This window comes from Lutibacter sp., assembly GCF_033723435.1.
In the GTDB taxonomy this organism is placed as follows: domain Bacteria; phylum Bacteroidota; class Bacteroidia; order Flavobacteriales; family Flavobacteriaceae; genus Lutibacter.
The window spans coordinates 124,314-148,670 of the sequence record NZ_JAWVXC010000003.1 but is presented as its reverse complement, the minus strand read 5'-3'; the positions used below and the strand labels follow the sequence as shown (position 1 = coordinate 148,670).

The window sequence follows — 24,357 nt, the reverse complement described above, 5'->3', positions numbered from 1 at the left end:
AACTGACAATTATCATAAACATTAATATGTAACTTAAGTAACTTTACATCATAATTAAAACTTAATAATTAATAAAACACATAAAATGAAAAACTTACTGATATTAGGTGCAGGAACTGCAGGTACAATGATGCTCAATAAATTATATAAAGAGCTTGACAAAGAAGAGTGGAAAGTAACTATAGTTGATCAATATAAGACCCATTATTATCAGCCAGGTTTTTTATTTATCCCTTTTGGAATTTATAATAAACAAGATGTAACTAAACCAAAATACGATTTTTTCCCTGCTGGAGTTGAGGTAATATTTAGCCCAATTGATAAAATAGTTGGAGAAGAAAATAAAGTATATTTAGATGGAGGAAAAGTGTTAAATTATGATTACTTAATTATAGCAACTGGTACACAAACACGACCATCTGAAACTACAGGATTAAAAGATAAATTATGGTACAAAGATATCTTTGATTTCTACACAATAGAAGGAGCTTTAGCTTTACACCAAAGATTAAAAAACTTTGAAGGTGGTGATTTAGTAATGTGTATTCCAGAGCTACCTTATAAATGCCCAGTTGCTCCTATTGAGTTTGTTTGTTTAGCAGAAGCTTATTTTGCAAAAAGAGGAATTAGAGACAAAGTAAATATTACATACGTTACTTTAATGTCTGGTGCATTTACAAAACCAGTGGCATCAAAAATGTTAGGCGAATTATTGGAAGAAAAAAATATTAAGGTAGTTCCTGATTTTTACTTGGAACACGTTGACAATGAAAACAAAAAGATTGTTTCATATGACGAACGTGAAATACCATTTGATATATTAACTATTGTTCCTGTAAATATGGGATCGGATATGATTGAACGAAGTGGCTTAGGTGATGATATGAATTACGTAAAAACCAATAAATTCACTTTACAATCTGAACAATTCGAAAATATTTTTGTTATTGGTGATGCTGCTAATATCCCTACTTCAAAAGCAGGTTCTGTAGCGCATTTTGCCGGAGAGATTTTAATGGAAAACCTTCTTGCAGCTATGGAAGGAAGAGCATTACCTGCAAAATTTGATGGTCACGCTAACTGTTATATTGAAACCGGTTATGGCAAAGGGGCCTTAATCGATTTTAATTATGACACTGAGCCACTTCCTGGAACTTTCCCTTTACCTGGAATTGGTCCATTTGGTTTATTAAAAAACACCAAAATGAATCATTATGGAAAAGTATTATTTAGATGGATTTATTGGCATATTTTAATTAAAGGTAAAGAATTACCTATTGAAGCAGATATGACAATGGCTGGAAAACAACGAGTTTAATCTAAATAGTGATTTGTAATGGAAGATAAAAATATACAATCGCAAATAGATGCGCTTGACAAAAAACTAGATTTAATTCTAGGCCATGTTCAGCAACAAAGAAAAGATACTTTAGTTATTGAAGATTTAGTAAGTGATTTAAGTATTATTGGTAAAGATGTTTACGATAATGCTGTAGATGAACTTGACAAAAGACAAATTAATATTGAACCATCTGAATTAACTGATTTAGTAGTTACTATGCTAAAAAACATTGGTAATTTTAAAACAGTTATGAATCTTTTTGAAATGGCTTTTGACTTTAGTAAAGAAGCTGGTCCAATAGCAAATGAAGTTATTATAGACTTTACTAAACAATTACAATTATACAACCAAAAAGGATACTTTGAATTCTTTAGAGAATTAGGTCCAATTTTAGATAATGTTGTAACTGGTTTCAAACCAGAAGACCTAAGACAATTAGCAGACAGTATAGTATCTATTCTTTCTATAATAAAAGAAATGACACAGCCTGAAGTACTTGGAACTATGGAAAATGCAGTTAAAGCATTTAACAGTATGGAAACTGAAAGTGTACCTTCTTACTCCATTTGGAGAGTAATGAAAGAAATGAATAGCCCAGAAATGAAAAAAGCACTTGGATACGGTATTACATTTATGAAAAACGTATCTAAGGATGTAACTATTAAAGAAAAATTATAAATTAAAACAACCAAAATTATGGCAGTAAAAACAATTGCAGATGTGCAAGTACAAGTAACCGATGATGGATATCTTGAAGACATGAATCAATGGAATGAAGAAATTGCAAAAGAAATTGCAAAAGAAATAGGTATTGAACTAACTGACAAACACTTTGAAGTACTTAATTACCTACGCGAAAAAACAAAAGCTGGAGAAGCATTAACAATTAGAAAAGTTGGTAAATCAGGAGTAGTAGATATTAAAGAATTATATAAATTATTTCCTAAAGGACCATTAAAATTTTCATCAAAAATAGCAGGAATTCCAAAACCAACAAGTTGTGTTTAATTATTAACTAATTAATTCTATATTATGGAAAATCAAGAAAAAAAACCCTTAGAAAAAGTATGCATGATTTGTGCTAAAGGGTCTTTAGAAGATGTTTATGCAACATTGGTAATGGCAAATGGAGCTGTTATGGAAGGTATTGAAACTAAAGTATTTTTTACATTTTTTGGATTAGATGGTATTACCAAAAAATCTATGAATCATTTACATACTGCAACCACAGGAAACCCTGCAATGCGCATGCCTGGAGGATTACCTTTTCCAACCATGCTTGGAGGATTACCTGGAGTTGAATCTGCAGTTTCTGGAATGATGCGTAAACAAATGGAAGCTTTAGATATGCCTCCAGTAGATGAATTTTTAGAAATGATTACAGCAGGTGGCGGAGAAGTTTACGCTTGTAAATTAGCGGTAGACATGTTTAAATTAAAAAAAGAAGATTTATCAGATGAGGTTTCTGATATTATTACCATTGGTCAATTTTATGAAATGTGTGATGGAGACAGAACTCAGATAATTTTCACTTAATTTTTTAATAAATTTTATTACTAAAAAGAGACTGCTAATGCAGTCTCTTTTTTATATACTTGTATTTATAAATTTTATTTTTTGTTTCTTTTTCATTTTACCAAAAGCTATTAGCAAAACTCCAATAATAGTAATAAACCCACCAATTATTGCTAACCATTTCGGAAAGTTTCCAAAATACAAATAAGAGCCAATTAGCACAAACAATCCTTTGGTACTCATTATTATAGCTTTATGAGATAACTTTATATATTTTAAGGAAATATATCCTGTTACTACAGTTAAAAAAGGCCCTAATATAGAACCAATAAAAATATTTTTTAACGCAGTTACTGGTATATCTAAAGATAAATTTAGGTGTTTTAACAGCCCTAAAGAGAATATTAATAAGAAAAAACTTCTGCTAATTGTTAAAATAATTGGGTTTATAATATCTATATTCTTTTTTATAATTACTGAATTTGTTGCACCTAAAATACTAGAATATAAAATAAACTGAGTTCCGTTTATAAACAACGTATTTAAATTTGTGTTTCCTTTATAACTAATAATAAAAGCTCCAACTAACACTAATAACATTCCTGATAATTCTATTTTATTAAATCGTTCTTTTAGTATTAAAAAACTAAAAATTAATACTAATACTGGAGATAAGTTTGCAATAAATGAAACTATGGAAGGGTTTGAAATAGTGTGAATTGCTTTAAAAAAAAAGTAAGTTCCAACAACTTGATTTACCCCTAAAACACCTAATATTAAATAACTTCTTAATGAAAGTTCTTTAATTATTGGATACGTTTTTTTAAACCAAGCAAAAATTAAAATCCAAAGAAATCCAAATCCAAACCAATACACTCCAAACTGTGCAATTTTTACTTCCATTAAAGCAGCTTTACTAAAAATATACACATTAGAAACTGCAATTACAGAAATTAATGCAAATAAAAAACCTTTGGTAGCATCTGAAAAATTCATATACCAAAGGTAATTTTAAATTGTATGGATTTTAGCAACATAAGTTGCTAATAATTAATAAAAAGCAAATCTTTTTACTTGTGCAACGTAACGCGCTAATCTCATAACTTGATGACTGTATCCATATTCATTATCATACCAAACATATAAAATCACATTTTTTCCATCGTTACTTGAAATGGTTGCATGACTATCAAAAATTGCAGGTGAAGATGTTCCAACAATATCTGACGAAACTAATTCATTACTTAATGAATATTTAATTTGTTCTACCAAATTTCCTTCTAGCGCATTTTTTTTCATTATTTGGTTTATAGTTTCTTTACTTGCTGCATTTTCTAATTGTAAATTTAGAATAGCCAATGAACCATTTGGCACAGGAACCCTAATTGCGCTTGATGTAAGTTTTCCTTCAAATGAAGGTAATGCTTTTGAAACTGCTTTTCCTGCTCCAGTTTCCGTAATTACCATATTTAATGCCGCTGCTCTACCTCTTCGGTATTTTTTATGCATATTATCCACTAAATTTTGGTCGTTTGTGTATGCATGTATAGTTTCTAAATGTCCGTGAATTACTCCAAAATTATCCTCCATAACTTTTAAAATTGGTGTAATTGCATTTGTAGTACACGAAGCTGCTGAAAAAATATTTACTTCTTGTGGATCGTATTTGTTTTCATTAACTCCATAAACAATATTTGGAATTCCTTTCCCCGGAGCGGTTAATAAAACTTTAGAAATGCCTTCTGCTTTTAAGTGTCTTCCTAAACTTTCTTCATCTCTAAATGCTCCAGTATTATCAATTAAAAGCGCATCGGAAATACCATAAGAAGTATAATCAATATCTTCAGGATTTTTAGAAGAAATTATATGTACCGTAGTCCCATTAATAATTAATGCATTTTTAGCAACATCAATATTAACTGTTCCATGAAAATCACCATGAACAGAATCATTTCGCAATAAAGAAGCTCTTTTTTCTAGTACGGTTTCATTTATTTCTCCGCGAACTACAATGGCTCTTAATCGTAATAATTTACCTTTTCCCATGCGAGTCATTAACTCTCTTGCTAATAACCTTCCTATTCTTCCAAAGCCAAATAAAACTACATCTTTTGGTACATTACCATTTTCGTTTTTTGCTGCATTAAGTTTTTCTTCAACAAATTCATATAAATTTGGTTTTGTATCTTCTAAATGATATTCATAAACTAATTTACCTAAATCAATTTTAGAAGGAGCTAACTTATGTTTTTTAATTTCGTTAGCAATCGCAACGGCATCAAAAATTGAAATTGGTTTTTCTACAAAATCACTTGCGTATTCAATTAAATTAAGAATTTCACTAACATTTCTATCTAATAATTGATTTCTAAATAAAACTAGTTCAACGGTATCATCATACCATAAATCACTAATTAATCTAATTAGTTCCACTGTTGCTCTTCTTCTTTTTGCTTGAAAAGAGACTTCTTTTTCGTAAAGCTTGTTGTAAGTCATTTTTTTGTTGTGTTGTTTTTTTGTGCAAAAGTACCAATTTCAAACGTTTTCGCAACACATGTTAATAAAAAAAATCCTTTTCAATTTGAAAAGGATTTAAATAAAAATCAACTTATGAAAAACTGTTTACCTAAATATATATCTTTCTAGGTCTCCGTTTAAGTTTCTCATTACAATATAAAGAACTTCTCCTTTATCTCTGTTTGAAATAATTTTATTAACATCATCAACAGAATTTACTTTTTGATTGTTAATTGAGGTAATAATATATCCTTTTTTAACTCCATAATATAACAGTTCCTTATTTGTAATATTTTCAATTCTTACTCCATTATCAATTTTCAGGTTATTCAATTCTTTTTTATTTAAATTTTCCAAACCTAAACCAAGAGTCGTTACAGTATTTATGGTGTATTTTATTAGCTTTACATTGGTGTTTTTTTCATTTCCATTTCTTAAATAAGTTACATTAACCACATCATTTGGTCTTTTTGTGTTTAAATAACCTGTTAAATCTGCAAATGAAGTTATTTTAATATTATCAACTTGAGTAATAATATCACCTGTTTTTAAACCCGCTTTTTTAGCTCCAGAATTATCATTTACAAGTGAAATATAAAATCCTTCTGTAAAATCTATTCCCAATTTATTAGCGTATTCATTGGTCATTCCCCCACCTGTAACACCTAACATAGCTCGTTGCACATTTCCATACTCCATAATATCTTCTACTACTTTTTTAGCAATATTAGAAGGAACTGCAAAAGAATATCCAATAAATGATCCTGTTTGAGAAGAAATTGCTGTATTTATACCTACCAATTCGCCTCTACTATTTACTAAAGCTCCTCCACTATTTCCTGGGTTAACCGCTGCATCGGTCTGCAAAAAAGAATCTGTACTTCCATTTCCATCTAAATCTCTACCTTTTGCACTAATAATTCCTGCTGTTACTGTGGATGTTAAATTATAAGGATTACCAACCGCTAAAACCCATTCACCTACTTTTACAGCATCTGAATCACCAAATACAATATGCGGCAAATTGGTTGCATCAATTTTAAGTAAAGCAATATCATTTTTAGAGTCTGATCCTATTACTTTTGCCTTATATACTTTTTTATTATTTAACGTAACTTCTAATTCCGTAGCATTCCTAATTACATGATTATTAGTTACTATATATCCATCTGGAGATATTATTACGCCACTTCCCATTCCTACTTGTGAAAACTTTTTAACTCCATTCCCTTGTCCATAAAAGAATTCTGAAAATGGATCTCTAACAACTTCTACAGACGTATTTTTTACATGCACAACCGCATTTAAAGTTTTTTCCGCTGCTACTGTAAAATCCGTATTTTCAAATGACTTAACCGCATTTTTACTATACGTTGTATTAACAACAGCAGGATTAGTTTTAATCGATTTTTCAATAACAACTTGAGGTTTCTCAATAAATAATTTATAAGCACTTAATGTCATAGCACCTCCTAAAGCTGAGAATAACACAATACTTACTAGTTTTTTCATCTTATTTTATTTTTAAATTTCTACTCAAAATTAGGACTTATTTGAAAGTAAAAAATCACTTTAACGCTTCATTAACGCTCATTTAACGGTTTTTAACATTTAAATTTTACTGCTTTAATTTTAAAATAAACTAGTACTAAATTTAGTACATTTGCAATAATGAAAATACATTTTTACAAATATCAAGGTGCAGGAAACGATTTTATTATGATAGATAATAGAACTTTATCATTTCCTAAAAACAACATAGATTTAATTAATAAATTATGTGATAGACGATTTGGAATTGGAGCTGACGGATTAATTTTATTAGAAAATTCAGATAATTTTGATTTTAAAATGATTTATTTTAATGCTGATGGAAAAGAAGGTACAATGTGCGGCAACGGAGGAAGATGTATTGTTGCTTTTGCTAAAGAATTAAAAATTATTAATAATATCACCTCTTTTGAAGCTGTTGATGGTGAACATTCAGCAAACATTAAAAACGACCTAGTTAGCCTAAAAATGGCTGATGTTAATACCATTAAAGAATTTAAAAATCATACTTTCTTAAATACGGGCTCTCCACATCATATTCTGTTTCAAACTAATATTGATGATATAGATGTTAAAGAAAAAGGAGCTAAAATTAGATACGGAAAACCATATTTTGAAGAAGGAACAAATGTTAATTTTGTTGAACAAATAGACGCCAACTCCTTTAAAATGAGAACCTATGAACGTGGAGTTGAAAATGAAACTTTAGCTTGTGGTACAGGCGCTACTGCAGTTGCTATTGCCGCCAACAAAACTAATAAAACTAATGCTAATCATATAAAATTAGAAGTTCTTGGAGGTAACCTAGAAGTTTCTTTTGATTTTGAAAACCAAAACTATACTAACGTATTTTTAACTGGACCTGCAGTAAAAGTATTTGAAGGAAACATTAAACTATAATGGCTACTTTACACGGAAAAAACATAACGCTTAGGGCTCTAGAACCAGAAGATTTAGATTTTTTATTTTCTACGGAAAATAATGAAGCTTTTTGGGAAGTAAGCAATACTCAAACTCCATACTCAAAACACTTATTACAAAATTATATTGAAAATGCACATCAAGATATTTACGAAGCCAAACAATTTAGATTTGTAATTTGTGATACTAAAAACATTCCTGTTGGAATGATAGATTTATTTAATTTTAATCCACAACATAAACGTGTAGGTGTTGGTATTTTAATACTTCCGAAATATCAAAATAAGAAATTTGGTTCAGAAGCGTTAGAACTATTAATAGATTATGCATTTACCTATTTAAATATTCATCAAATTTATGCGAATATTACAACAGATAATAGTAAAAGTATTCATTTATTCGAACAATTTAATTTCAAAAAAACAGGTGTGAAAAAAGATTGGATTTTCAGTAAAAACGAATTTAAAGATGAAAATATTTACCAATTAATAAAAGAATAAAATGAATCTAAAAAAACTCTTTTTACTAATTATAAGTTCATTAGTTTTAATTGGTGGTGTTGTTACTTATAATTTTTATAGCAAAATTTACAAACCAAATACTATAAAAAAAGGCTTTTTATACATTACTACAAATAGCAACTTTAGTGAAGTTGAAAATTTAATTAGTCCATTTTTAAAAAACATAAAGTCATTTATATGGGTTTCTAACAAAAAAAAATATCCTACTAACATAAAACCTGGCAAATATCTTGTTACAAAAGGATTAAGTAACAACGAATTAATTAATTTATTAAGAAGTGGAAAACAAACTCCCGTAAAGTTGGCTTTTAATAATCAAGATAACTTAAAAAAATTAGCTGGAAGAATTTCTACACAAATTGAAGCAGATTCTATTAATTTATATAATAGTTTTAATGATGCATCTTTTTTAGCAAAAGAAGGATTTACAAAAAAAACTGCTTTAGCAATGTACTTACCAAACACTTATGAAGTGTATTGGAATATTACTCCTAACAAATTAAGAGCTAAATTATTAGTTGAATATCGTAAATTTTGGAATAAAACCCGATTAGCAAAAACAAAAGAGTTAGGACTTACTCCAATCAAAGTTATTACTTTAGCTTCCATCGTACAAAAAGAAACTGCAAGTATTGCAGAAAGACCTAAAGTAGCCAGATTATATTTAAACAGATTACAACATAAATGGCCATTACAAGCTGATCCTACAATAATATTTGCCATTAAAGAGAAAGGGAATACAGCAAATACTGTAATTAAACGAGTTTTAACAAAAGATCTAGAAATTAATTCCCCATACAATACTTATAAAAACTTAGGATTACCTCCTGGTCCAATTGGAATGCCAGATTTATCATCCATAAATGCGGTTTTAAACCCTGCAAACCATGACTACTTTTATATGTGCGCAAGCACTTTCCATATTGGTGAACACGAGTTTTCAAAAACGTTAGCACAACACAATAGAAATGCAATTAAGTATCAAAAATGGCTTTCCAAACAAGGAATAAATCGATAAAATTAAACTCCTAAAAAACGTATTATTCTGTATTTAAACAACTTACAAAAATAAATTAAGCTTTTTTGTGGTTTATTATCAAAATTTAACCATTTGTGTATTTTTTACTTACATCCATCTATTTATTGATTATTGAATTAAACTACGTCGTATTTTTACATTGAAATTAATTGTTCCCACAACAATATAAAAACATTCAGAATATAAGATATATAATACTTTGAAATTTTAAAATTGATTTTTGTTGGGAATTATTATAATAATAAATTAATGATAAGGCATTTAATTATACCTAAGCATTTTTCATAAATAATTGTTAATTTATTATGAATGAAATATAGATAATGTTAATTATTATTTAAAAAACAAGTTGTTTAAAACACTATATTTAAATATTTAATAATTTATCGTATATTTGCACGCTGAAATTTATAAGGCAAAAACCTTTAAATTATGAAAAAAGTACTATTATTATTTAGCTTATTGGCACTAGTAATTATTATATCAAGTTTTTCAAATGAAGGTGAAACTAGAGATATTAGTTTATTAAGACCCAATTACACAAGTACAGTTCCTACAAAAAATCAAAGTATTTATAACCAAATTAATATTCCTTTTGTTGGTAAATCCTTTAACGGATTTAGAGAGGCTATAGCATTTAAAGAATCTCAAGGAAAGTATAATACCGTTAACACTTTAGGATATTTAGGTAAATATCAATTTGGAAGAACTACTTTAGAACGATTTAATATTTACAACACACGTCACTTTTTACAGGATCCTGAATTACAGGAAGATGCGTTTAGAGCACTTTGTTCTGTAAATAAATGGATTTTAAGAAGAGATATTAAAAGAAGTGCTGGTAAAACTATAAACCACATTAAAATTACAGAATCAGGAATTTTAGCAGCCGCACATTTAGCTGGAGCTGGAAATGTAAAAAAATACCTTAGAAGTAATGGAAGTTTTGACTTTAAAGATGCTTATGGCTCTTCGGTTCAACACTATTTAAAACAATTTTCAGGATATGATACTTCAATCATTGAAGCTTCAAAAAATCCTGCTTTATAATTTGATTAATTTTTGGTTAATAAAAAAAGCGTAAACATTTTATTTGTTTACGCTTTTTTTTATTCTTTATGAATTATAAATATTGCAGGTCTTTTATACAAATCTGGATTTTCATTCTTCCATTCCTGTATAGTTAAAGATTTAATGTATTCATCTTTCAAAGTAATATCACAGGCTATACAAAGCTTAGTACTTGGAGTTAATGAACTTTTTAAATCATTAAACATTTTTTCATTTCTATATGGTGTTTCAATAAAAATTTGAGATTGTCCCTTTTCTTTAGATAATTTTTCTAAATTTTTTATTGCTTTTTTTCTTTCAGAATTATCTATTGGAAGATATCCATTAAAGGCAAAATTTTGACCATTAAAACCAGAGGCCATCATAGCCAATAAAATAGAAGAAGGACCAACTAACGGAACCACCTTAATATTTTTTTGGTGTGCCAATTTAACTATTTCAGCACCAGGATCAGCAATTGCTGGCATTCCTGCTTCAGATAACAACCCTATTGAAATACCTTTTTCACAACTATCTAAATACGTTTGTATTTCTAAAGCATCAGCATATTTATCTAATTTAAAAATAACTAATGAAGATTGAGATTTTTTTGGAGTAATTCTTTTAATGAATTTTCGAGCTGTTTTTTCGTTTTCAACAATAAAATAATCTAATTGTTCCACTGTTTTTTTAACAGAAATTGGCATTACTTCTAATGGTTCATTATCTCCTAAAGTAGTTGGAATCAAATATAAAACTCCTTTATTATTTTCCATTAAATTATTTTTTTGGCTATTATTTCGCAAGCTTCATCTAACATCTTAAAAACATTTTTAAATCCATAATCTCCTCCTGAATACGGATCTGGAACATCTAAATTTTCATTTGGAAAAACAGCATTTAAAATAAAATCAACTTTTGCTTTGTCAGCTTCATTTCGGGCTAATTTCATAACAGCATCATAATTATAAGCATCCATTACATAAATAAGATCGAAATTATCAAAATCTTCTACCACAAATTTTCTTGCTCTTTGATCTGTAATATTTATTCCATTATTTTTAGCAATAGCAATAGATCTTGGATCTGGTAATTCACCAACATGATAGGATCCTGTTCCCGCTGAATCTATTTGAATATTTTTTGTAATTAACTTAGATTTTAAAATACCTTCGGCCAAAGGCGACCTACAAATATTACCTAAGCAAACCATTAATATTTTCGTCATTAATTAAAAGGTAAGTTTTTTAGTTAAATCATCTACATACTTTCTAAATTGCTTATCAGTTTCATTTAAATTATCTACTGTTTTACAAGCATGAAGTACAGTTGCATGATCTCTTTTTCCTATTTGAGAACCAATACTAGCCAAAGAAGCTTTAGTCATTCTTTTAGCAAAATACATTGCTAATTGACGCGCTTGTACAATATGCCTTTTTCTAGTTTTAGATTGCAATGTAGGTACATCTAATTCAAAATAATTAGAGACAATTTTTTGAATATATTCTATAGAAACTTCTCGTTTTGTGTTTTTTACAAATTTATCTACAATTTGTTTTGTTAGTGAAAGTGTAAATTCTTTTCTATTAAAAGAAGCCTGTGCAATCATAGAAATTAACACTCCTTCTAGTTCTCTAACATTAGATTTTATATGTTTTGCAATATATTCTATAATTTCATTTGGCATTTCAACACCATCTCTAAACAGTTTGTTTTGCAAAATAGAAACTCTAGTTTCATAATTTGGAGCTTGTAATTCCGCCGATAATCCCCATTTAAATCTAGATAATAAACGTTGTTCAATATCCTGCATATCTACAGGCGCTTTATCAGATGTTAAAATTACTTGTTTACTATTTTGGTGTAAATGATTGAATATATGGAAGAACACATCTTGTGTTCCTGTTTTTCCTGACAAGAACTGAACATCATCAATAATAAGGACATCTATCATTTGATAAAAATGAATAAAATCATTTCTATTATTACCTTTTACTGAATCTATAAATTGTTGTGTAAATTTTTCAGACGAAATATAAAGTACCATTTTTTCAGGATACTTTTCTTTGATTTGAACCCCAATAGCATGAGCAATATGCGTTTTCCCTAATCCTACTCCACCATAAATTAATAATGGATTAAAAGATGTTCCTCCTGGTTTATTTGCTACAGCAATTCCTGCTGAACGAGCCAAACGATTAGAGTCTCCTTCAATAAAATTATCAAAATTATAATTAGGATTTAATTGAGATTCAATTTTTAATTTTTGAATTCCTGGAATTACAAATGGATTTTTAAGTTCTCTTTTGTTAATATCTAGTGGAACATTTACGCCTTGTGCATTAATTGGATTTCTGTTAGAGCTTGGAATTTTAACAGTATGCGGATTAGCACTACTGTAGTTATTTTCCATTCTTACATCATAAATTAATTTAGCATCTTCTCCAAGGCATTTTACCAATGCAACCCTCAATAATTTTATATAATGTTCTTCCAACCATTCGTAAAAAAATTTACTAGGAACTTGAATTGTAAGTACTTCACCAGATAATTTTATTGGCTTAATTGGTTCGAACCAAGTTTTATAGGCTTGTTGCTTAATGTTATCCTTAATAAATAATAAACATTCATTCCAAACTGTTGATGCAGTTTTAATCATTATATTTTCACTAGTATTTTTAGGTTAAAGCTTGCTGATTTTTCTAAAATAATGATAACATTATCTCTATACAAAAATGTGAATATTTTTTGTTATAAAAAAATAAAATATCTATTGATTATTAATTTATTTTTTCGTAAATAACAAAACCTAAAAACTCACTATGTTATCATCTACTATTCAATTCAGAGTTAGATATGCCGAAACGGACCAAATGAGCTATGTTTATCACGGCAATTACGCACAATACTTAGAAATGGGGCGAATTGAATGGCTTCGCAATATAGGCATTTCTTATAAAGAAATGGAAGAAAGTGGTATTATGTTACCTGTATTTAATCTAAATATAAATTATTTAAAACCTGCAAAATACGACGATTTATTAACCCTAAAAACTACGCTTGTAAAAACACCTTCCGTTAAAATAAATTTTAATTACGAAATTTATAATGAACAAAATGAATTATTAACCACCGCAACTACAACTTTGGTTTTTATAAATATGAAAACCAACAAACCTACAAGACCACCAAAGTATTTATTAGATAAGTTAACAAAAATAGAGTTATAACTTTTTAATTTGTAAACATCGTAAATCCCTAAAAAGTTGCTCAACTTTAGCAGCTTCACTTTCTCTAACTTCAACAATAAACTCACAATTTAATTCCATTTGCTGTTTCAAAATTTTTAAATTTTGATCTTTAATAATTTTCATCACCTTATTCATATCGGCATATTCAAAATTTAATCTAAACGAAACATTAATTGTTTTTATAATAATATTTGCATCGTCTAAAACTAATTTAGCGGCTGTTTTATAAGCAGTCATTAAACCTCCAACACCTAATTTTGTACCTCCAAAATAACGAACCACAACTACTAAAATATTGGTTACATCTTTAGCTAATATTTGTCCATAAATTGGTTGGCCAGCAGTATTGCTTGGCTCGCCATCGTCATTAACTCGATACTGTTTTTTTTTAATTCCTAATTGCCAAGCATAACACCAATGCCTAGCGGCATGATGTTTTTTCTTTAACTCTTGAATATGAATTTTTGCTTCATCTTCTGATAAAACAGGAAAAGCAAATCCGATAAACTTACTTCCTTTTTCTTTGTATAAAGCTTCGCCAACCGAAACTTCTATAGTTTTATATGTGTCCTTTTTTAAAGAAATAACTGATTTTTTTATATACTGCAAAGATATAATTTCAATTCAGTTTTTATTTCATTTTTAAATCGATAAATTTGATAAACTTATCTACACTTTATTATGAAACGTATTATAACTATTTTACTGACTTTTTTGTTTTTAACCGCATGCGAATCAACATTAACTAAAAACAAAAAAGAAAACAACCGAAAACCAAATTCTTTTGCTATTGTAATTCATGGTGGCGCTGGAGGAATTAAAAAAGAGTATTTTACAAAAGAGCAACAAGATGCTTATACGCAAAAATTACAAGAAGCTTTAAATGCAGGTTATAAAGCATTAGAAAATGGAGGAATTTCATTAGATGCTGTGGAAGCTGCAATTAATGTTTTGGAAAATTCACCATTATTTAATGCAGGAAAAGGAGCCGTATATAATAGTGAAGGTAAACAAGAAATGGATGCCTCAATTATGGATGGAAAAACTTTAAATTCAGGTGCCGTTGCTGGAGTTAATCATATTAAAAATCCAATTTTAGCTGCAAGAGTAGTTATGGATAGTACTGAACATGTTATGCTTTCAGGAAGAGGAGCTGAAATACTAGCAAAAAAATATGGTATTGAAATGGTAGATAGTACTTATTTCTACACTCAAAAACGATTAGACCAACTTCATAAAATTCAAAATAAAGAAAGCAGAACATCCCTTTTAATAAATAAAGAACTAATTGATGATCATAAATATGGAACTGTTGGCGCTGTTGCAATAGATAAAAATGGAAATATTGCTGCTGGAACTTCAACAGGCGGAATGACAAATAAAAAATACGGTAGAATTGGAGATTCACCAATTATTGGAGCTGGAACCTATGCAAACAATAAAACTTGTGGTATTTCAGCAACTGGAACTGGTGAATATTTTATTAGAACTGTTGCAGCTCATGAAGTTTCAAACTTAATTCAGTACAAAAATATGAATCCAAAAAATGCTTTGCATGAAGTTTTATTTAATCAAATAGGTAAATTAGGCGGTGAAGGTGGAATGATTTTATTAGACAAAAACGGAAATGTATATTGGGATTTTAATTCCACAGGTATGTTTAGAGGATATAAAAAATCGGATGGTGAACAAAAAATTGAAATGTTTAAAGAAACTGAATAACTACTGATTTTTATATAAATGTAAAATATCATCTGAAATAGTATATTTTTTAGATGGTATTTTATCTAATTCTGGAGCTTTAATACCTTTTTCAAAATTTGTATTTCCTATAAAAACGTAAGCCTCATCCCACAAATTTTCTTTAATAAAGTTTTGCAATACTTGCGCACCACCTTCAATAATTACTGACTGTATTTCATATTTATATAAACCTTCGCAAATTTGATTTAGAACATTTTTAGAAAAATCAATTCTTTCAAAAAATATATTTTCTTTAGTTAGTTTTTCAACTTCTTCAGTAAATATTATAGTTTTCGCTTTATTATCCATCACTTTGTAATCCTTAGAAATTTTTAAAGTTCTATCCAAAACTACTCTTATTGGATTAGAACCTTTCCATAGCCTCGTTGTTAAACTTGGATCATCATTTAAAACTGTATTAGTACCAACTAAAATTGCCTGTTCTTGAGCTCTCATTTTATGAACTAATTGCTGTGAATAGCTATTTGAAATCCAATTTGGTGACTTATCTGAATCGCTATCTCTAAGTTTATCTATAAAACCATCAGCCGTTTCCGCCCATTTCAAAATAATATATGGCCTTTTTTTACTATGATAAGTAAAAAAACGTTTATTTAATTTGTAACATTCATTTTCTAAAACCCCAACAACAACATTGCAACCATTAGTTCTTAAATAATCGACACCTTTTCCACTAACCAAACTATTATTATCAATAGTACCTATAACCACATTTTTAATTCCACTATCAACAATTAAATTTGAACATGGTGGCGTTTTTCCAAAATGAGAGCATGGCTCTAAACTAACATACATAGTTGCATGCTGTAAAAGTGATTTATCTTTAACAGAATTAATAGCATTTACTTCTGCATGAGGTTCTCCCGCCTTTTTATGCCATCCCTCTCCTATTATCACATCATTAATTACAATCACACTGCCAACCATAGGGTTAGGATATGTAGTTCCTATACCATTTTTTGCAATATCAATGCATCTTTTTATGTATTTTTCGTGTATATTCACACCGCAAAAATAGTACATAAAAATGACCTATAATAACTTTACAATTAGAGAAATTAAACTTGAAGATAATCCTAAAATTGCGCAAGCTATTAGAGATATATTAATTGAATTTGGAGTTCCTAAAGTTGGTACCGCATATGCCGATAAACTATTGGATACACTTTTTGAAACATATAACATTGAAAAAGCAGTTTATTATATTATTGAAAAAGATGGCGATGTTTATGGTGGAGCCGGAATTAAACAATTAGAAAATTATGATGGCAAGGTATGTGAATTACAAAAAATGTATTTTCTACCAGAAGCTAGAGGAATTGGTTTAGGCAGTAAAATGATGGAGTTATGCCTGAAAAAAGCAAAAGAATTTGGATTTGAACAATGTTATTTAGAAACACTACCATACATGGAAGATGCTCGGAAACTATATAAAAAATCAGGCTTTAAAAATTTAAATGAACGTATGGGAGACACTGGACATTATTCATGTAATTTATGGATGCTTAAAGATTTATAATGAATATTATCGATTTAAAAAATCAGTTTTTTACAGAACTTAAAAGTATTTATCCTGAAACTGAAATTTTATCCTTCTTTAATTTACTGATAAATTTTAGGTTAAAATTATCACGTACAGATATCGCTTTAAATCCTCAACTAAAAGTTGAAGATAATGATTTAATGTTTCTTCAATCTGCAATTAAAAAACTGCAAAAACAACAACCAATACAATATATAATAGGTGAAACCGATTTTTTTAATTTAACTTTTAAAGTAAACCCAAACGTTTTAATTCCAAGGCCAGAAACAGAAGAATTAGTGGAATGGGTTTTATCTAAAAATCACAAAAAAAATACAATAAACATTTTAGATATTGGAACAGGAAGTGGCTGTATAGCCATTTCTTTAGCTAAAAATTTACCTAACGCTAATGTTTACGCAATTGATATTTCTCCAAAAGCTATTAATACAGCAGCTATAAATGCGAAAAACAACAATGTAAATATAAACTTTATAGAAACTGACATTTTAAAAATCAGCAAACTCAATAATACCTTTGACATTATAGTTAGTAATCCTCCTTACGTTAGAGAATTAGAAAAAACCGAAATACAACAAAATGTATTAGCAAATGAGCCACATTTAGCATTATTTGTTAAAGATCAAAATCCTTTGCTTTTTTACAATAAAATAGCGGATTTAGCTAAACAACATTTAACCAAAGATGGAAATCTTTTTTTCGAAATTAATCAGTATTTAAGTAAAGAGACTTTAAATCTTTTAAAAGAAAAAGGCTTTAAAAATATAGAATTAAGAAAAGATATCTTTAAAAATGACAGAATGATAAAAGCTTCTCTTTAAAAAGTTAACAATTAATTCTGCTAGGTTGCTTATCTTTGCCAAATGCGAATCGATATCATAACAGTATCTCCTGAACTCATTAAAAGCCCGTTTGAATATTCTATTATAAAACGAGCTATAGACAAAAAATTAGTAGAAGTTCATTTTCATGATTTAAGAAAATATGCCTTAAATGATTATGGTAAAATTGACGATTATCAATATGGTGGCGGAGCAGGAATGGTTTTAATGATTGAACCAATTGATAATTGCATTTCGAAACTAAAAGCAGAAAGAACTTATGATGAAATAATTTACTTAACTCCTGATGCTGAAACTTTAAACCAACAAACTGCAAATAAATTATCGCTTCAAAAAAATATTATAATACTCTGCGGACACTACAAAGGTGTAGATCAACGTGTTAGGGATTTATTTATCACTAAAGAAATATCTATTGGAGATTATGTTTTAAGTGGTGGAGAATTAGGCGCAGCAGTTTTATGCGACACCGTTATACGATTAATTCCAGGTGTTTTAGGTGATGAAACTTCAGCGTTAACGGACTCATTTCAAGATAATTTGCTTTCCCCTCCCGTTTATACCAGACCTGCTGTTTATAACGACTTAAAGGTACCAGAAATACTTTTATCTGGTAACTTTCCAAAAATAGAAGATTGGCGAAATGAAAAAGCTATAGAAAGAACTAAAAAAATAAGACCCGATTTGTTGGAAGAGTAATCTTTTTTACTAAATTTGCAATCTCAAAATTAACCTCTGACGAAAATCGTGAATGTTGGTTATTGAAAAACACTAAAAAAACATAAAAATGGAAGGTTTAGTAAAATTTGTACAAGACGAATTTGTATCTAAAAACGAATTTCCTCAATTTCAAGCTGGTGATACTATTACTGTTTATTACGAAATTAGAGAAGGAGATAAAAAACGTACACAGTTTTTTAGAGGAACTGTAATTCAACGTAAAGGTTCTGGATCATCAGAAACATTTACTATTCGTAAAATGTCAGGAACAGTTGGTGTTGAACGTATTTTCCCAATTAATTTACCTGCAATTCAAAAAATTGAAGTTAACAAACATGGTAGAGTTCGTAGAGCACGTATTTACTACTTTAGAGGTTTAACTGGTAAAAAAGCTAGAATTCAAGAAAAAAGACGTTAGTTTATTTTTTCTTTTTATAAAATTAAGAACCCGTATTAATAAATTAATACGGGTTCTTTTGTTATAAACAATTGTTAATAACCTTGGTTTATATCTTGTTGAAAGATAATGAGTTAAAAATTTGCATTATTAAAATTTGAGTACTTTCTTTACACAAGAATTATCAGAGAAATGTTTTTTGGAAGGTTTAAAACGCAAGTTTTAAAAAGTACTTAAAACAACTTTAATGAAAGTTCTAAATGTTCTTGAACATCGTTTTTAAAACTTAACTTTAAATAGTAATGTAGCCATGTGTTTAGCATGAATAAATGGACACAAGTTTTAAAGACATTTGAAATAGTTATTTAAAGCAAGTAGTTTCTAGTAAATTGCAACAAAGTTTTAAGAGCTATTTTAAGAAGTTACTTAATAATAAGAAGTTAATTTGTAAGAATTAAACAAGTTACGTTAAATAATGAGGTTAGCGTTGGGCTTTTAGAAGAACAACATAAGCGGAACCAAATGAATTAGTGTAGACTTATTAAAAAAGAGCTTCAGCAAAAAGCCATGATAATGAGAAATCAATATTATGGCTTTTGTTTTTCTTATTTATTTCCTAAAAACACTTATCAAATTTTATTTTTAATTCAAAAAACCATAGCTATTTATGCATTTTTAAAAGCTAATTTTCCTAACAATATTAGTATCTTTGTGCTGCTTAATTTAAAATACTTATCATGACAAAAATAAAAGTAACAAATCCTGTAGTAGAACTTGATGGAGATGAAATGACTCGTATCATTTGGAAATTTATTAAAGACCAATTAATACTTCCATATTTAGATTTAGATATCAAATATTTTGATCTAGGAATTGAATATAGAGATAAAACAAATGACCAAGTAACTATTGACGCAGCTGAAGCAATAAAAAAATACAATGTTGGTATAAAATGCGCAACAATTACTCCAGATGAAGCTAGAGTTGAAGAATTTGGATTAAAAAAAATGTGGAAATCACCAAATGGAACTCTTAGAAATATCGTTGGCGGAACTATTTTTAGAGAACCAATAATTATGCGCAATGTTCCTCGTTATGTGCAAGGTTGGACCAAACCAATTTGCATTGGTCGTCATGCTTTTGGAGATCAATACAAAGCAACTGATTTTGTTACCAAAGGAAAAGGGAAATTAACTTTAACTTTTGAGCCAGAAGATGGTTCAGAACCACAAGTTCACGAAGTATATAACTTCGAAGAAAATGGTGTAGCGCAAGCAATGTATAATATTGATTCTTCAATTTATGGATTTGCTCGTTCAAGTTTTAATCAGGCATTAGTAAAAAACTGGCCACTATACTTATCTACAAAAAACACTATTCTAAAAGCTTATGATGGAAGATTTAAAGATATTTTCCAAGAAGTTTATGACAATGAGTTTAAAGATAAATTTGAAGCTGCAGGTATAACTTATGAGCACCGTTTAATTGATGATATGGTTGCATCTGCAATGAAATGGAATGGTGGTTTTGTTTGGGCTTGTAAAAATTATGATGGTGACGTACAATCAGATACTGTTGCTCAAGGATTTGGCTCTTTAGGATTAATGACATCAGTTTTAGTTACTCCTGATGGAAAAACTATGGAAGCGGAAGCTGCACATGGAACAGTTACTCGCCATTACAGACAACACCAACTTGGAAAAGAAACTTCTACAAATCCATTAGCATCTATTTATGCTTGGACTCGTGGGTTAGAACATCGTGGTAAATTAGATAATAATCAAGCTTTAATTGATTTTTGCCATAGCCTTGAAAAAGTTTGTGTAAACACTGTTGAAGGTGGAAAAATGACTAAAGATTTAGCATTATTAATTCACGGAGATAAAATGACTTCAAAAGATTATTTAAATACTCAAGAATTTTTAGATGCACTAAAAGAAAATTTAGATAAAGAATTAGCTTAATACAAGAGGTTCTATTTATATTTAAAAAGCGAGCAATTAATTGCTCGCTTTTTTATTTTTCTTAAAATCATACATTTATTACAAAAATAATTTGAAGTCACATTAATTATAATTCATTTTAGTATTTTTGAAACATGAGCTTTATAAAAACTACGGAACAATCTTCAAAATATAATCATTTAGAAAAAATGAGCGTAATGGATATTTTATCAAACATGAATAAAGAAGATAAAACTGTTCCTAATTCTGTTGAAAAAGTAATTCCAAAAATAGAAGAACTAGTAATTCAAATTGTTGAAAAATTAAAAAATGGCGGAAGACTTTTTTATGTTGGTGCTGGAACAAGTGGTAGATTAGGAATTTTAGATGCTTCCGAATGTCCTCCAACTTTTGGAGTTTCACAAAATTTAGTAATAGGTATTATTGCTGGAGGTGATACTGCAATTAGAACTGCAGTAGAATTTGCGGAAGATTCTACCACACAATGTTGGGAAGATTTAAAAAAATACAAAATTTCAAATAAAGATGTAGTTATTGGTATTGCAGCATCGGGTACAACACCATACGTAATTAGTGGTTTAAAGAAGTGTAATGAGCAAAATATAATTACTGGTTGCATTACCTGTAATCAATCTTCTCCTCTAGTAAAGGCAGCAAAATATCCCATTGAAGTAGTAGTTGGACCAGAGTTTGTAACTGGAAGCTCAAGAATGAAAGCTGGCACTGCTCAAAAACTAGTTCTTAATATGATATCTACAAGCACCATGATTCAATTAGGAAAAATAAAGGATAATAAGATGGTGGATATGCAATTAAGCAATAATAAATTAATAAAACGAGGCACTAAAATGTTAATGGATGAACTTTCTATTTCTAAAGAAAAAGCTATTGAAATATTAAATAAGTATGAAAATGTAAGGAACGCCATAAAAAACTACCAAAATGAAAAATAATAAAAACACTCTATTAAGAGGATTAAAATATGAAGTAATAGCTTTACCATTGCTTTTATTATCTCCTGTTTTAATTAGTATAGGCTTTAAAGCGATAAAGCATCAACATAATTATTGGTGGCTAATAGCAGGCGTAGCATTAGCAATTACTGCGGTAATAGTTGGCTATTTAGGCATAAAAATACTTTTAAATGCGCTTTTTGATAAAAATTAATGCTAAAAAACAGTTTATATAAGTTATACCATTGGGAATTTTGGCCTTCATTTATGTTTTATATTCCTAATGTTCCCTACGGAATCTATTTAGCTATAAAATCAAGAAGTTTAACCTTTTTTACAGCAGTAAACCCAGCAATTAAATTTTCTGGAAATGGTACAGAGTCTAAATATGACACAATAAAATTAATACCAGAAAGCTACAGACCTATAACATTATTTGTTAAAAAAAATGAGTCTGTGATTACTGTAATTGATAATCTTAATAGTCTAAAATTAAACTATCCTTTAATTATAAAACCAGATGTTGGGTTTAAAGGTTTACTTGTAAAACAAGTTATTAATGAAAGAGAATTAAAAACTTATCTGAATAAAAATAACAGCATTAATCTTTTAATTCAGGAATTTGTTGATTTCAAAAATGAATGTGGCATTTTTTATCACCGATTACCAACTTCAAAAACTGGTAAAATCACCTCTATAACATTAAAAACATTTCCATTTGTAAAAGGTGATGGCAAACTAAATTTAAATGAACTTATTGAGAAAGATAAACGAGCAAATACCTATAAACATTTATATTCTAATTTACAACATGACTTTAAAACCGTGCTAAAAAATGGTGAAATTAAAATTTTAAATGTTTTAGGAAATCATTGTAAAGGAGCAGAATTCAAAAATGGTAATCACTTAATTAATAATGAATTAGAATTAATTTTTGATACTATTTTAAAAGATATACCAAACTTTTATTACGGAAGATTAGATATAAAATACGATTCATTTGAAAGCTTAATAAAGAAAGAAAAAATTAAAATTATTGAAATTAACGGAATTATATCAGAACCAACACATATTTATGATGCTTCAAAAATTTCATATTTTAAAGCTTTAAAAGAAATTAGAAAACATTGGAAAATAGCTTATGAAATTTCAAAATCTAATCATTTAAACTACCAAGTAAAATTTAGCTCACCTATTAAATTCTTAAAAAGTCTATGGAATTTAAAAAAATATATACAATTAATTAAGTCAAAAAAATTGTCGGTTTAACAAATCCTAAAAACTTTCTAAGTAAAATTAATTTAATTATTTAGTTTCAAGTGTTTTGGCGTAGTAGGATTAAAACCAAAATCGTCATCAGGAAGTTTAATACCTAATTGAGAAATAATATACCCAACACTAGCAAAATGATGAATTGCATGACTATGTGCCTGAATTAAAATAGCTGCCAAAGTATAATTTGCTGTTATTTCCCCAGATCCTAAATCGTCGGTTACTTTAACTATTTTATTAAAATTAGTATTTTCTAATTTATTCAATTTTAGTTTTACTTCTTCAAAATATTCAATTCCATTAGAAGTATATTTTTCTACTAAAATATTTCTTTTCCTTGTAATTAAATTAATATTTTCAAATGGTATTCCTTCAAAAACACAATCAAAAATATCTAAAATATGACGTACATGACCTCCAATACTTGAGTAGTATGGCGCAATAGAAGTATCGCTATATTGCTCATCTGTTATTTGAGATAATAGTTGAATTCCTCTATCTAAATTTTTTTCAATAGCTTTAATCATATTTTAGTTTGGCATTTATAACAAATATAAAAATAAAATTAGTTAAGTAGTTTTGTTAACGTCAAAATTCCTAGTATTAAAAATAAAACACTTAATAAGATATTTATATTTTTGGCGATAAAGGATACTTTATTTTTAATAATTTTAGCAAATACAATGTAGGTGTAAAATAATAAAAATGCACCTATTGCAGCTCCAGAAACAAAAAACATAATATATGGCTGCTTAATAATTATTATTTGAATAGATGCTAAATAAATACTAAGGCCTAAATAAAATGGTATGGCAAGCATGTTTGCCATAGACATCCCAATACCTTTAAAAATATAATTCATCTTGCTATTGGTCGAGTTTGTTTTGAATTCCTTTCTTGATAAATAGAAAAAGAAAATTGCCAGTATAAGAAAAACAACTACTCCTACTATTTTTAAAGCTCTAATAATTTCTGGATTTTTAACTAAATAATCTGCAAAAAATAAAGCAATTCCAGCCTGAATAAAAACTATCAACGATGCTCCTACAGCAAATTTAACGGCACTACTCTTATTCGTTGTCAAACTTATCTTTAAAGCTGTCATATTTAACATCCCTGGGGAAATTAATCCAAAATACCCCATTACTATACCGTATAAAAAGTGAATTATATAAGTCATTTCTTTTGATTATTA

The 24,357-nt window shown here is 28.3% G+C and carries 28 protein-coding genes; 18 read left to right on the top strand and 10 right to left on the bottom strand.

Going from position 1 to position 24,357, the window contains the following annotated elements; translation table 11 throughout:
• Positions 1-85: 85 nt before the first annotated feature.
• The 4 genes from R3342_RS06505 to R3342_RS06490 are packed head-to-tail and all read left to right on the top strand — an operon-like array spanning position 86 to position 2,878.
• On the top strand, positions 86-1,318 hold the full coding sequence (locus R3342_RS06505; RefSeq protein WP_318939125.1) for an FAD/NAD(P)-binding oxidoreductase: 1,233 nt from the start codon (positions 86-88) through the stop codon (positions 1,316-1,318).
• 18 nt (positions 1,319-1,336) lie between these two features.
• Complete coding sequence (locus R3342_RS06500; RefSeq protein WP_318939123.1) at positions 1,337-2,020, top strand: DUF1641 domain-containing protein; 684 nt, start codon at positions 1,337-1,339, stop codon at positions 2,018-2,020.
• A gap of 18 nt (positions 2,021-2,038) precedes the next feature.
• A complete protein-coding gene (locus R3342_RS06495; protein WP_318939122.1) occupies positions 2,039-2,350 on the top strand; it encodes a TusE/DsrC/DsvC family sulfur relay protein in 312 nt (103 codons plus the stop codon).
• A gap of 24 nt (positions 2,351-2,374) precedes the next feature.
• Positions 2,375-2,878, top strand: a complete 504-nt coding sequence (locus tag R3342_RS06490; protein WP_318939120.1) for a DsrE/DsrF/DrsH-like family protein — start codon at positions 2,375-2,377, stop codon at positions 2,876-2,878.
• Positions 2,879-2,929: 51 nt separating this feature from the next.
• Here the strand turns inward: R3342_RS06490 and R3342_RS06485 are convergent, their stop codons facing one another.
• The 3 genes from R3342_RS06485 to R3342_RS06475 form a co-directional block, all read right to left on the bottom strand.
• Positions 2,930-3,853 (bottom strand): DMT family transporter, encoded by a 924-nt coding sequence (locus R3342_RS06485; protein ID WP_318939118.1) that lies wholly within the window; start codon positions 3,851-3,853, stop codon positions 2,930-2,932.
• Between the two features lie 54 nt (positions 3,854-3,907).
• Positions 3,908-5,353, bottom strand: a complete 1,446-nt coding sequence (locus R3342_RS06480) for a glyceraldehyde-3-phosphate dehydrogenase (protein ID WP_318939116.1) — start codon at positions 5,351-5,353, stop codon at positions 3,908-3,910.
• Between the two features lie 126 nt (positions 5,354-5,479).
• Positions 5,480-6,886 carry a trypsin-like peptidase domain-containing protein gene (locus tag R3342_RS06475; RefSeq protein ID WP_318939114.1) on the bottom strand — a complete coding sequence of 469 codons (1,407 nt, stop codon included), beginning with the start codon at positions 6,884-6,886 and terminating at the stop codon, positions 5,480-5,482.
• 159 nt (positions 6,887-7,045) lie between these two features.
• Between R3342_RS06475 and dapF the strand changes: the two genes are divergently transcribed.
• From dapF to R3342_RS06455, 4 genes are all read left to right on the top strand, one after another.
• A complete protein-coding gene (gene dapF, locus R3342_RS06470; protein ID WP_318939112.1) occupies positions 7,046-7,825 on the top strand; it encodes a diaminopimelate epimerase in 780 nt (259 codons plus the stop codon).
• Entirely contained in the window at positions 7,825-8,346 is a 522-nt protein-coding gene (locus R3342_RS06465) for a GNAT family protein (RefSeq protein ID WP_318939110.1), read from the top strand. The genes dapF and R3342_RS06465 overlap by 1 nt, the downstream gene beginning before the upstream one ends.
• Before the next feature lies 1 nt (position 8,347).
• On the top strand, positions 8,348-9,385 hold the full coding sequence (gene mltG / locus R3342_RS06460) for an endolytic transglycosylase MltG (protein WP_318939107.1): 1,038 nt from the start codon (positions 8,348-8,350) through the stop codon (positions 9,383-9,385).
• A 453-nt stretch (positions 9,386-9,838) separates the two neighbouring features.
• Positions 9,839-10,456: a peptidoglycan-binding protein LysM gene (locus R3342_RS06455; protein ID WP_318939105.1), complete on the top strand. Its 618-nt coding sequence runs from the start codon at positions 9,839-9,841 to the stop codon at positions 10,454-10,456.
• Between the two features lie 59 nt (positions 10,457-10,515).
• Here the strand turns inward: R3342_RS06455 and R3342_RS06450 are convergent, their stop codons facing one another.
• The 3 genes from R3342_RS06450 to dnaA are packed head-to-tail and all read right to left on the bottom strand — an operon-like array spanning position 10,516 to position 13,115.
• Entirely contained in the window at positions 10,516-11,232 is a 717-nt protein-coding gene (locus tag R3342_RS06450; RefSeq protein ID WP_318939103.1) for an SAM-dependent methyltransferase, read from the bottom strand.
• On the bottom strand, positions 11,232-11,684 hold the full coding sequence (locus tag R3342_RS06445) for a low molecular weight protein-tyrosine-phosphatase (RefSeq protein WP_318939101.1): 453 nt from the start codon (positions 11,682-11,684) through the stop codon (positions 11,232-11,234). Before R3342_RS06445 ends, R3342_RS06450 begins: the two co-directional genes overlap by 1 nt.
• Positions 11,685-11,687: 3 nt before the next feature.
• Entirely contained in the window at positions 11,688-13,115 is a 1,428-nt protein-coding gene (gene dnaA, locus R3342_RS06440; RefSeq protein WP_318939099.1) for a chromosomal replication initiator protein DnaA, read from the bottom strand.
• Positions 13,116-13,278: 163 nt separating this feature from the next.
• Here dnaA and R3342_RS06435 point away from each other — a divergent pair, with 163 nt between their 5' ends.
• On the top strand, positions 13,279-13,686 hold the full coding sequence (locus tag R3342_RS06435) for a thioesterase family protein (RefSeq protein WP_318939097.1): 408 nt from the start codon (positions 13,279-13,281) through the stop codon (positions 13,684-13,686).
• Here R3342_RS06435 and R3342_RS06430 read toward each other — a convergent pair.
• Positions 13,681-14,316 carry a YigZ family protein gene (locus R3342_RS06430; protein ID WP_318939095.1) on the bottom strand — a complete coding sequence of 212 codons (636 nt, stop codon included), beginning with the start codon at positions 14,314-14,316 and terminating at the stop codon, positions 13,681-13,683. The two genes, R3342_RS06435 and R3342_RS06430, sit on opposite strands and share 6 nt — an antisense overlap.
• Positions 14,317-14,388: 72 nt before the next feature.
• Between R3342_RS06430 and R3342_RS06425 the strand changes: the two genes are divergently transcribed.
• On the top strand, positions 14,389-15,429 hold the full coding sequence (locus R3342_RS06425) for an isoaspartyl peptidase/L-asparaginase (RefSeq protein ID WP_318939092.1): 1,041 nt from the start codon (positions 14,389-14,391) through the stop codon (positions 15,427-15,429).
• On the opposite strand, the gene ribD is transcribed toward R3342_RS06425, so the two are convergent.
• On the bottom strand, positions 15,430-16,476 hold the full coding sequence (gene ribD, locus R3342_RS06420; protein WP_318939090.1) for a bifunctional diaminohydroxyphosphoribosylaminopyrimidine deaminase/5-amino-6-(5-phosphoribosylamino)uracil reductase RibD: 1,047 nt from the start codon (positions 16,474-16,476) through the stop codon (positions 15,430-15,432).
• Between the two features lie 22 nt (positions 16,477-16,498).
• Here ribD and R3342_RS06415 point away from each other — a divergent pair, with 22 nt between their 5' ends.
• From R3342_RS06415 to R3342_RS06380, 8 genes are all read left to right on the top strand, one after another.
• A complete protein-coding gene (locus R3342_RS06415; protein WP_318939088.1) occupies positions 16,499-16,990 on the top strand; it encodes a GNAT family N-acetyltransferase in 492 nt (163 codons plus the stop codon).
• A complete protein-coding gene (gene prmC, locus R3342_RS06410; protein WP_318939086.1) occupies positions 16,990-17,835 on the top strand; it encodes a peptide chain release factor N(5)-glutamine methyltransferase in 846 nt (281 codons plus the stop codon). The genes R3342_RS06415 and prmC overlap by 1 nt, the downstream gene beginning before the upstream one ends.
• A gap of 42 nt (positions 17,836-17,877) precedes the next feature.
• Positions 17,878-18,555: a tRNA (guanosine(37)-N1)-methyltransferase TrmD gene (trmD, locus tag R3342_RS06405; protein ID WP_318939084.1), complete on the top strand. Its 678-nt coding sequence runs from the start codon at positions 17,878-17,880 to the stop codon at positions 18,553-18,555.
• 88 nt (positions 18,556-18,643) lie between these two features.
• Positions 18,644-18,994 (top strand): 50S ribosomal protein L19, encoded by a 351-nt coding sequence (gene rplS, locus R3342_RS06400; RefSeq protein ID WP_318939083.1) that lies wholly within the window; start codon positions 18,644-18,646, stop codon positions 18,992-18,994.
• 716 nt (positions 18,995-19,710) lie between these two features.
• Positions 19,711-20,937: an NADP-dependent isocitrate dehydrogenase gene (locus tag R3342_RS06395; RefSeq protein ID WP_318939081.1), complete on the top strand. Its 1,227-nt coding sequence runs from the start codon at positions 19,711-19,713 to the stop codon at positions 20,935-20,937.
• Positions 20,938-21,071: 134 nt separating this feature from the next.
• Entirely contained in the window at positions 21,072-21,890 is an 819-nt protein-coding gene (gene murQ, locus R3342_RS06390) for an N-acetylmuramic acid 6-phosphate etherase (protein ID WP_318939079.1), read from the top strand.
• Positions 21,880-22,104, top strand: coding sequence for a DUF6095 family protein (locus R3342_RS06385; RefSeq protein WP_318939078.1), 225 nt, complete (start codon positions 21,880-21,882; stop codon positions 22,102-22,104). The genes murQ and R3342_RS06385 overlap by 11 nt, the downstream gene beginning before the upstream one ends.
• Entirely contained in the window at positions 22,104-23,159 is a 1,056-nt protein-coding gene (locus R3342_RS06380; RefSeq protein WP_318939077.1) for a D-alanine--D-alanine ligase, read from the top strand. Before R3342_RS06385 ends, R3342_RS06380 begins: the two co-directional genes overlap by 1 nt.
• Positions 23,160-23,191: 32 nt before the next feature.
• On the opposite strand, the gene R3342_RS06375 is transcribed toward R3342_RS06380, so the two are convergent.
• Both R3342_RS06375 and R3342_RS06370 read right to left on the bottom strand, forming a co-directional pair.
• The gene (locus tag R3342_RS06375; protein WP_318939076.1) at positions 23,192-23,689 is read right to left on the bottom strand and encodes a DinB family protein; all 498 of its coding nucleotides are present in this window, start codon (positions 23,687-23,689) and stop codon (positions 23,192-23,194) included.
• Between the two features lie 38 nt (positions 23,690-23,727).
• On the bottom strand, positions 23,728-24,342 hold the full coding sequence (locus R3342_RS06370) for a hypothetical protein (protein WP_318939074.1): 615 nt from the start codon (positions 24,340-24,342) through the stop codon (positions 23,728-23,730).
• Between the last annotated feature and the right edge of the window lie 15 nt (positions 24,343-24,357).

What these genes read in the sequence shown, in the direction of transcription:
- R3342_RS06505 (WP_318939125.1), top strand. Translation starts at nt 86, where the DNA reads ATGAAAAACTTACTGATATTAGGTGCAGGAACTGCAGGTACAATGATG.
- R3342_RS06500 (WP_318939123.1), top strand. Translation starts at nt 1,337, where the DNA reads ATGGAAGATAAAAATATACAATCGCAAATAGATGCGCTTGACAAAAAA.
- R3342_RS06495 (WP_318939122.1), top strand. Translation starts at nt 2,039, where the DNA reads ATGGCAGTAAAAACAATTGCAGATGTGCAAGTACAAGTAACCGATGAT.
- R3342_RS06490 (WP_318939120.1), top strand. Translation starts at nt 2,375, where the DNA reads ATGGAAAATCAAGAAAAAAAACCCTTAGAAAAAGTATGCATGATTTGT.
- R3342_RS06485 (WP_318939118.1), bottom strand. Translation starts at nt 3,853, where the DNA reads ATGAATTTTTCAGATGCTACCAAAGGTTTTTTATTTGCATTAATTTCT.
- R3342_RS06480 (WP_318939116.1), bottom strand. Translation starts at nt 5,353, where the DNA reads ATGACTTACAACAAGCTTTACGAAAAAGAAGTCTCTTTTCAAGCAAAA.
- R3342_RS06475 (WP_318939114.1), bottom strand. Translation starts at nt 6,886, where the DNA reads ATGAAAAAACTAGTAAGTATTGTGTTATTCTCAGCTTTAGGAGGTGCT.
- dapF (WP_318939112.1), top strand. Translation starts at nt 7,046, where the DNA reads ATGAAAATACATTTTTACAAATATCAAGGTGCAGGAAACGATTTTATT.
- R3342_RS06465 (WP_318939110.1), top strand. Translation starts at nt 7,825, where the DNA reads ATGGCTACTTTACACGGAAAAAACATAACGCTTAGGGCTCTAGAACCA.
- mltG (WP_318939107.1), top strand. Translation starts at nt 8,348, where the DNA reads ATGAATCTAAAAAAACTCTTTTTACTAATTATAAGTTCATTAGTTTTA.
- R3342_RS06455 (WP_318939105.1), top strand. Translation starts at nt 9,839, where the DNA reads ATGAAAAAAGTACTATTATTATTTAGCTTATTGGCACTAGTAATTATT.
- R3342_RS06450 (WP_318939103.1), bottom strand. Translation starts at nt 11,232, where the DNA reads ATGGAAAATAATAAAGGAGTTTTATATTTGATTCCAACTACTTTAGGA.
- R3342_RS06445 (WP_318939101.1), bottom strand. Translation starts at nt 11,684, where the DNA reads ATGACGAAAATATTAATGGTTTGCTTAGGTAATATTTGTAGGTCGCCT.
- dnaA (WP_318939099.1), bottom strand. Translation starts at nt 13,115, where the DNA reads ATGATTAAAACTGCATCAACAGTTTGGAATGAATGTTTATTATTTATT.
- R3342_RS06435 (WP_318939097.1), top strand. Translation starts at nt 13,279, where the DNA reads ATGTTATCATCTACTATTCAATTCAGAGTTAGATATGCCGAAACGGAC.
- R3342_RS06425 (WP_318939092.1), top strand. Translation starts at nt 14,389, where the DNA reads ATGAAACGTATTATAACTATTTTACTGACTTTTTTGTTTTTAACCGCA.
- R3342_RS06415 (WP_318939088.1), top strand. Translation starts at nt 16,499, where the DNA reads ATGACCTATAATAACTTTACAATTAGAGAAATTAAACTTGAAGATAAT.
- prmC (WP_318939086.1), top strand. Translation starts at nt 16,990, where the DNA reads ATGAATATTATCGATTTAAAAAATCAGTTTTTTACAGAACTTAAAAGT.
- trmD (WP_318939084.1), top strand. Translation starts at nt 17,878, where the DNA reads ATGCGAATCGATATCATAACAGTATCTCCTGAACTCATTAAAAGCCCG.
- rplS (WP_318939083.1), top strand. Translation starts at nt 18,644, where the DNA reads ATGGAAGGTTTAGTAAAATTTGTACAAGACGAATTTGTATCTAAAAAC.
- R3342_RS06395 (WP_318939081.1), top strand. Translation starts at nt 19,711, where the DNA reads ATGACAAAAATAAAAGTAACAAATCCTGTAGTAGAACTTGATGGAGAT.
- murQ (WP_318939079.1), top strand. Translation starts at nt 21,072, where the DNA reads ATGAGCTTTATAAAAACTACGGAACAATCTTCAAAATATAATCATTTA.
- R3342_RS06385 (WP_318939078.1), top strand. Translation starts at nt 21,880, where the DNA reads ATGAAAAATAATAAAAACACTCTATTAAGAGGATTAAAATATGAAGTA.
- R3342_RS06380 (WP_318939077.1), top strand. Translation starts at nt 22,104, where the DNA reads ATGCTAAAAAACAGTTTATATAAGTTATACCATTGGGAATTTTGGCCT.
- R3342_RS06375 (WP_318939076.1), bottom strand. Translation starts at nt 23,689, where the DNA reads ATGATTAAAGCTATTGAAAAAAATTTAGATAGAGGAATTCAACTATTA.
- R3342_RS06370 (WP_318939074.1), bottom strand. Translation starts at nt 24,342, where the DNA reads ATGACTTATATAATTCACTTTTTATACGGTATAGTAATGGGGTATTTT.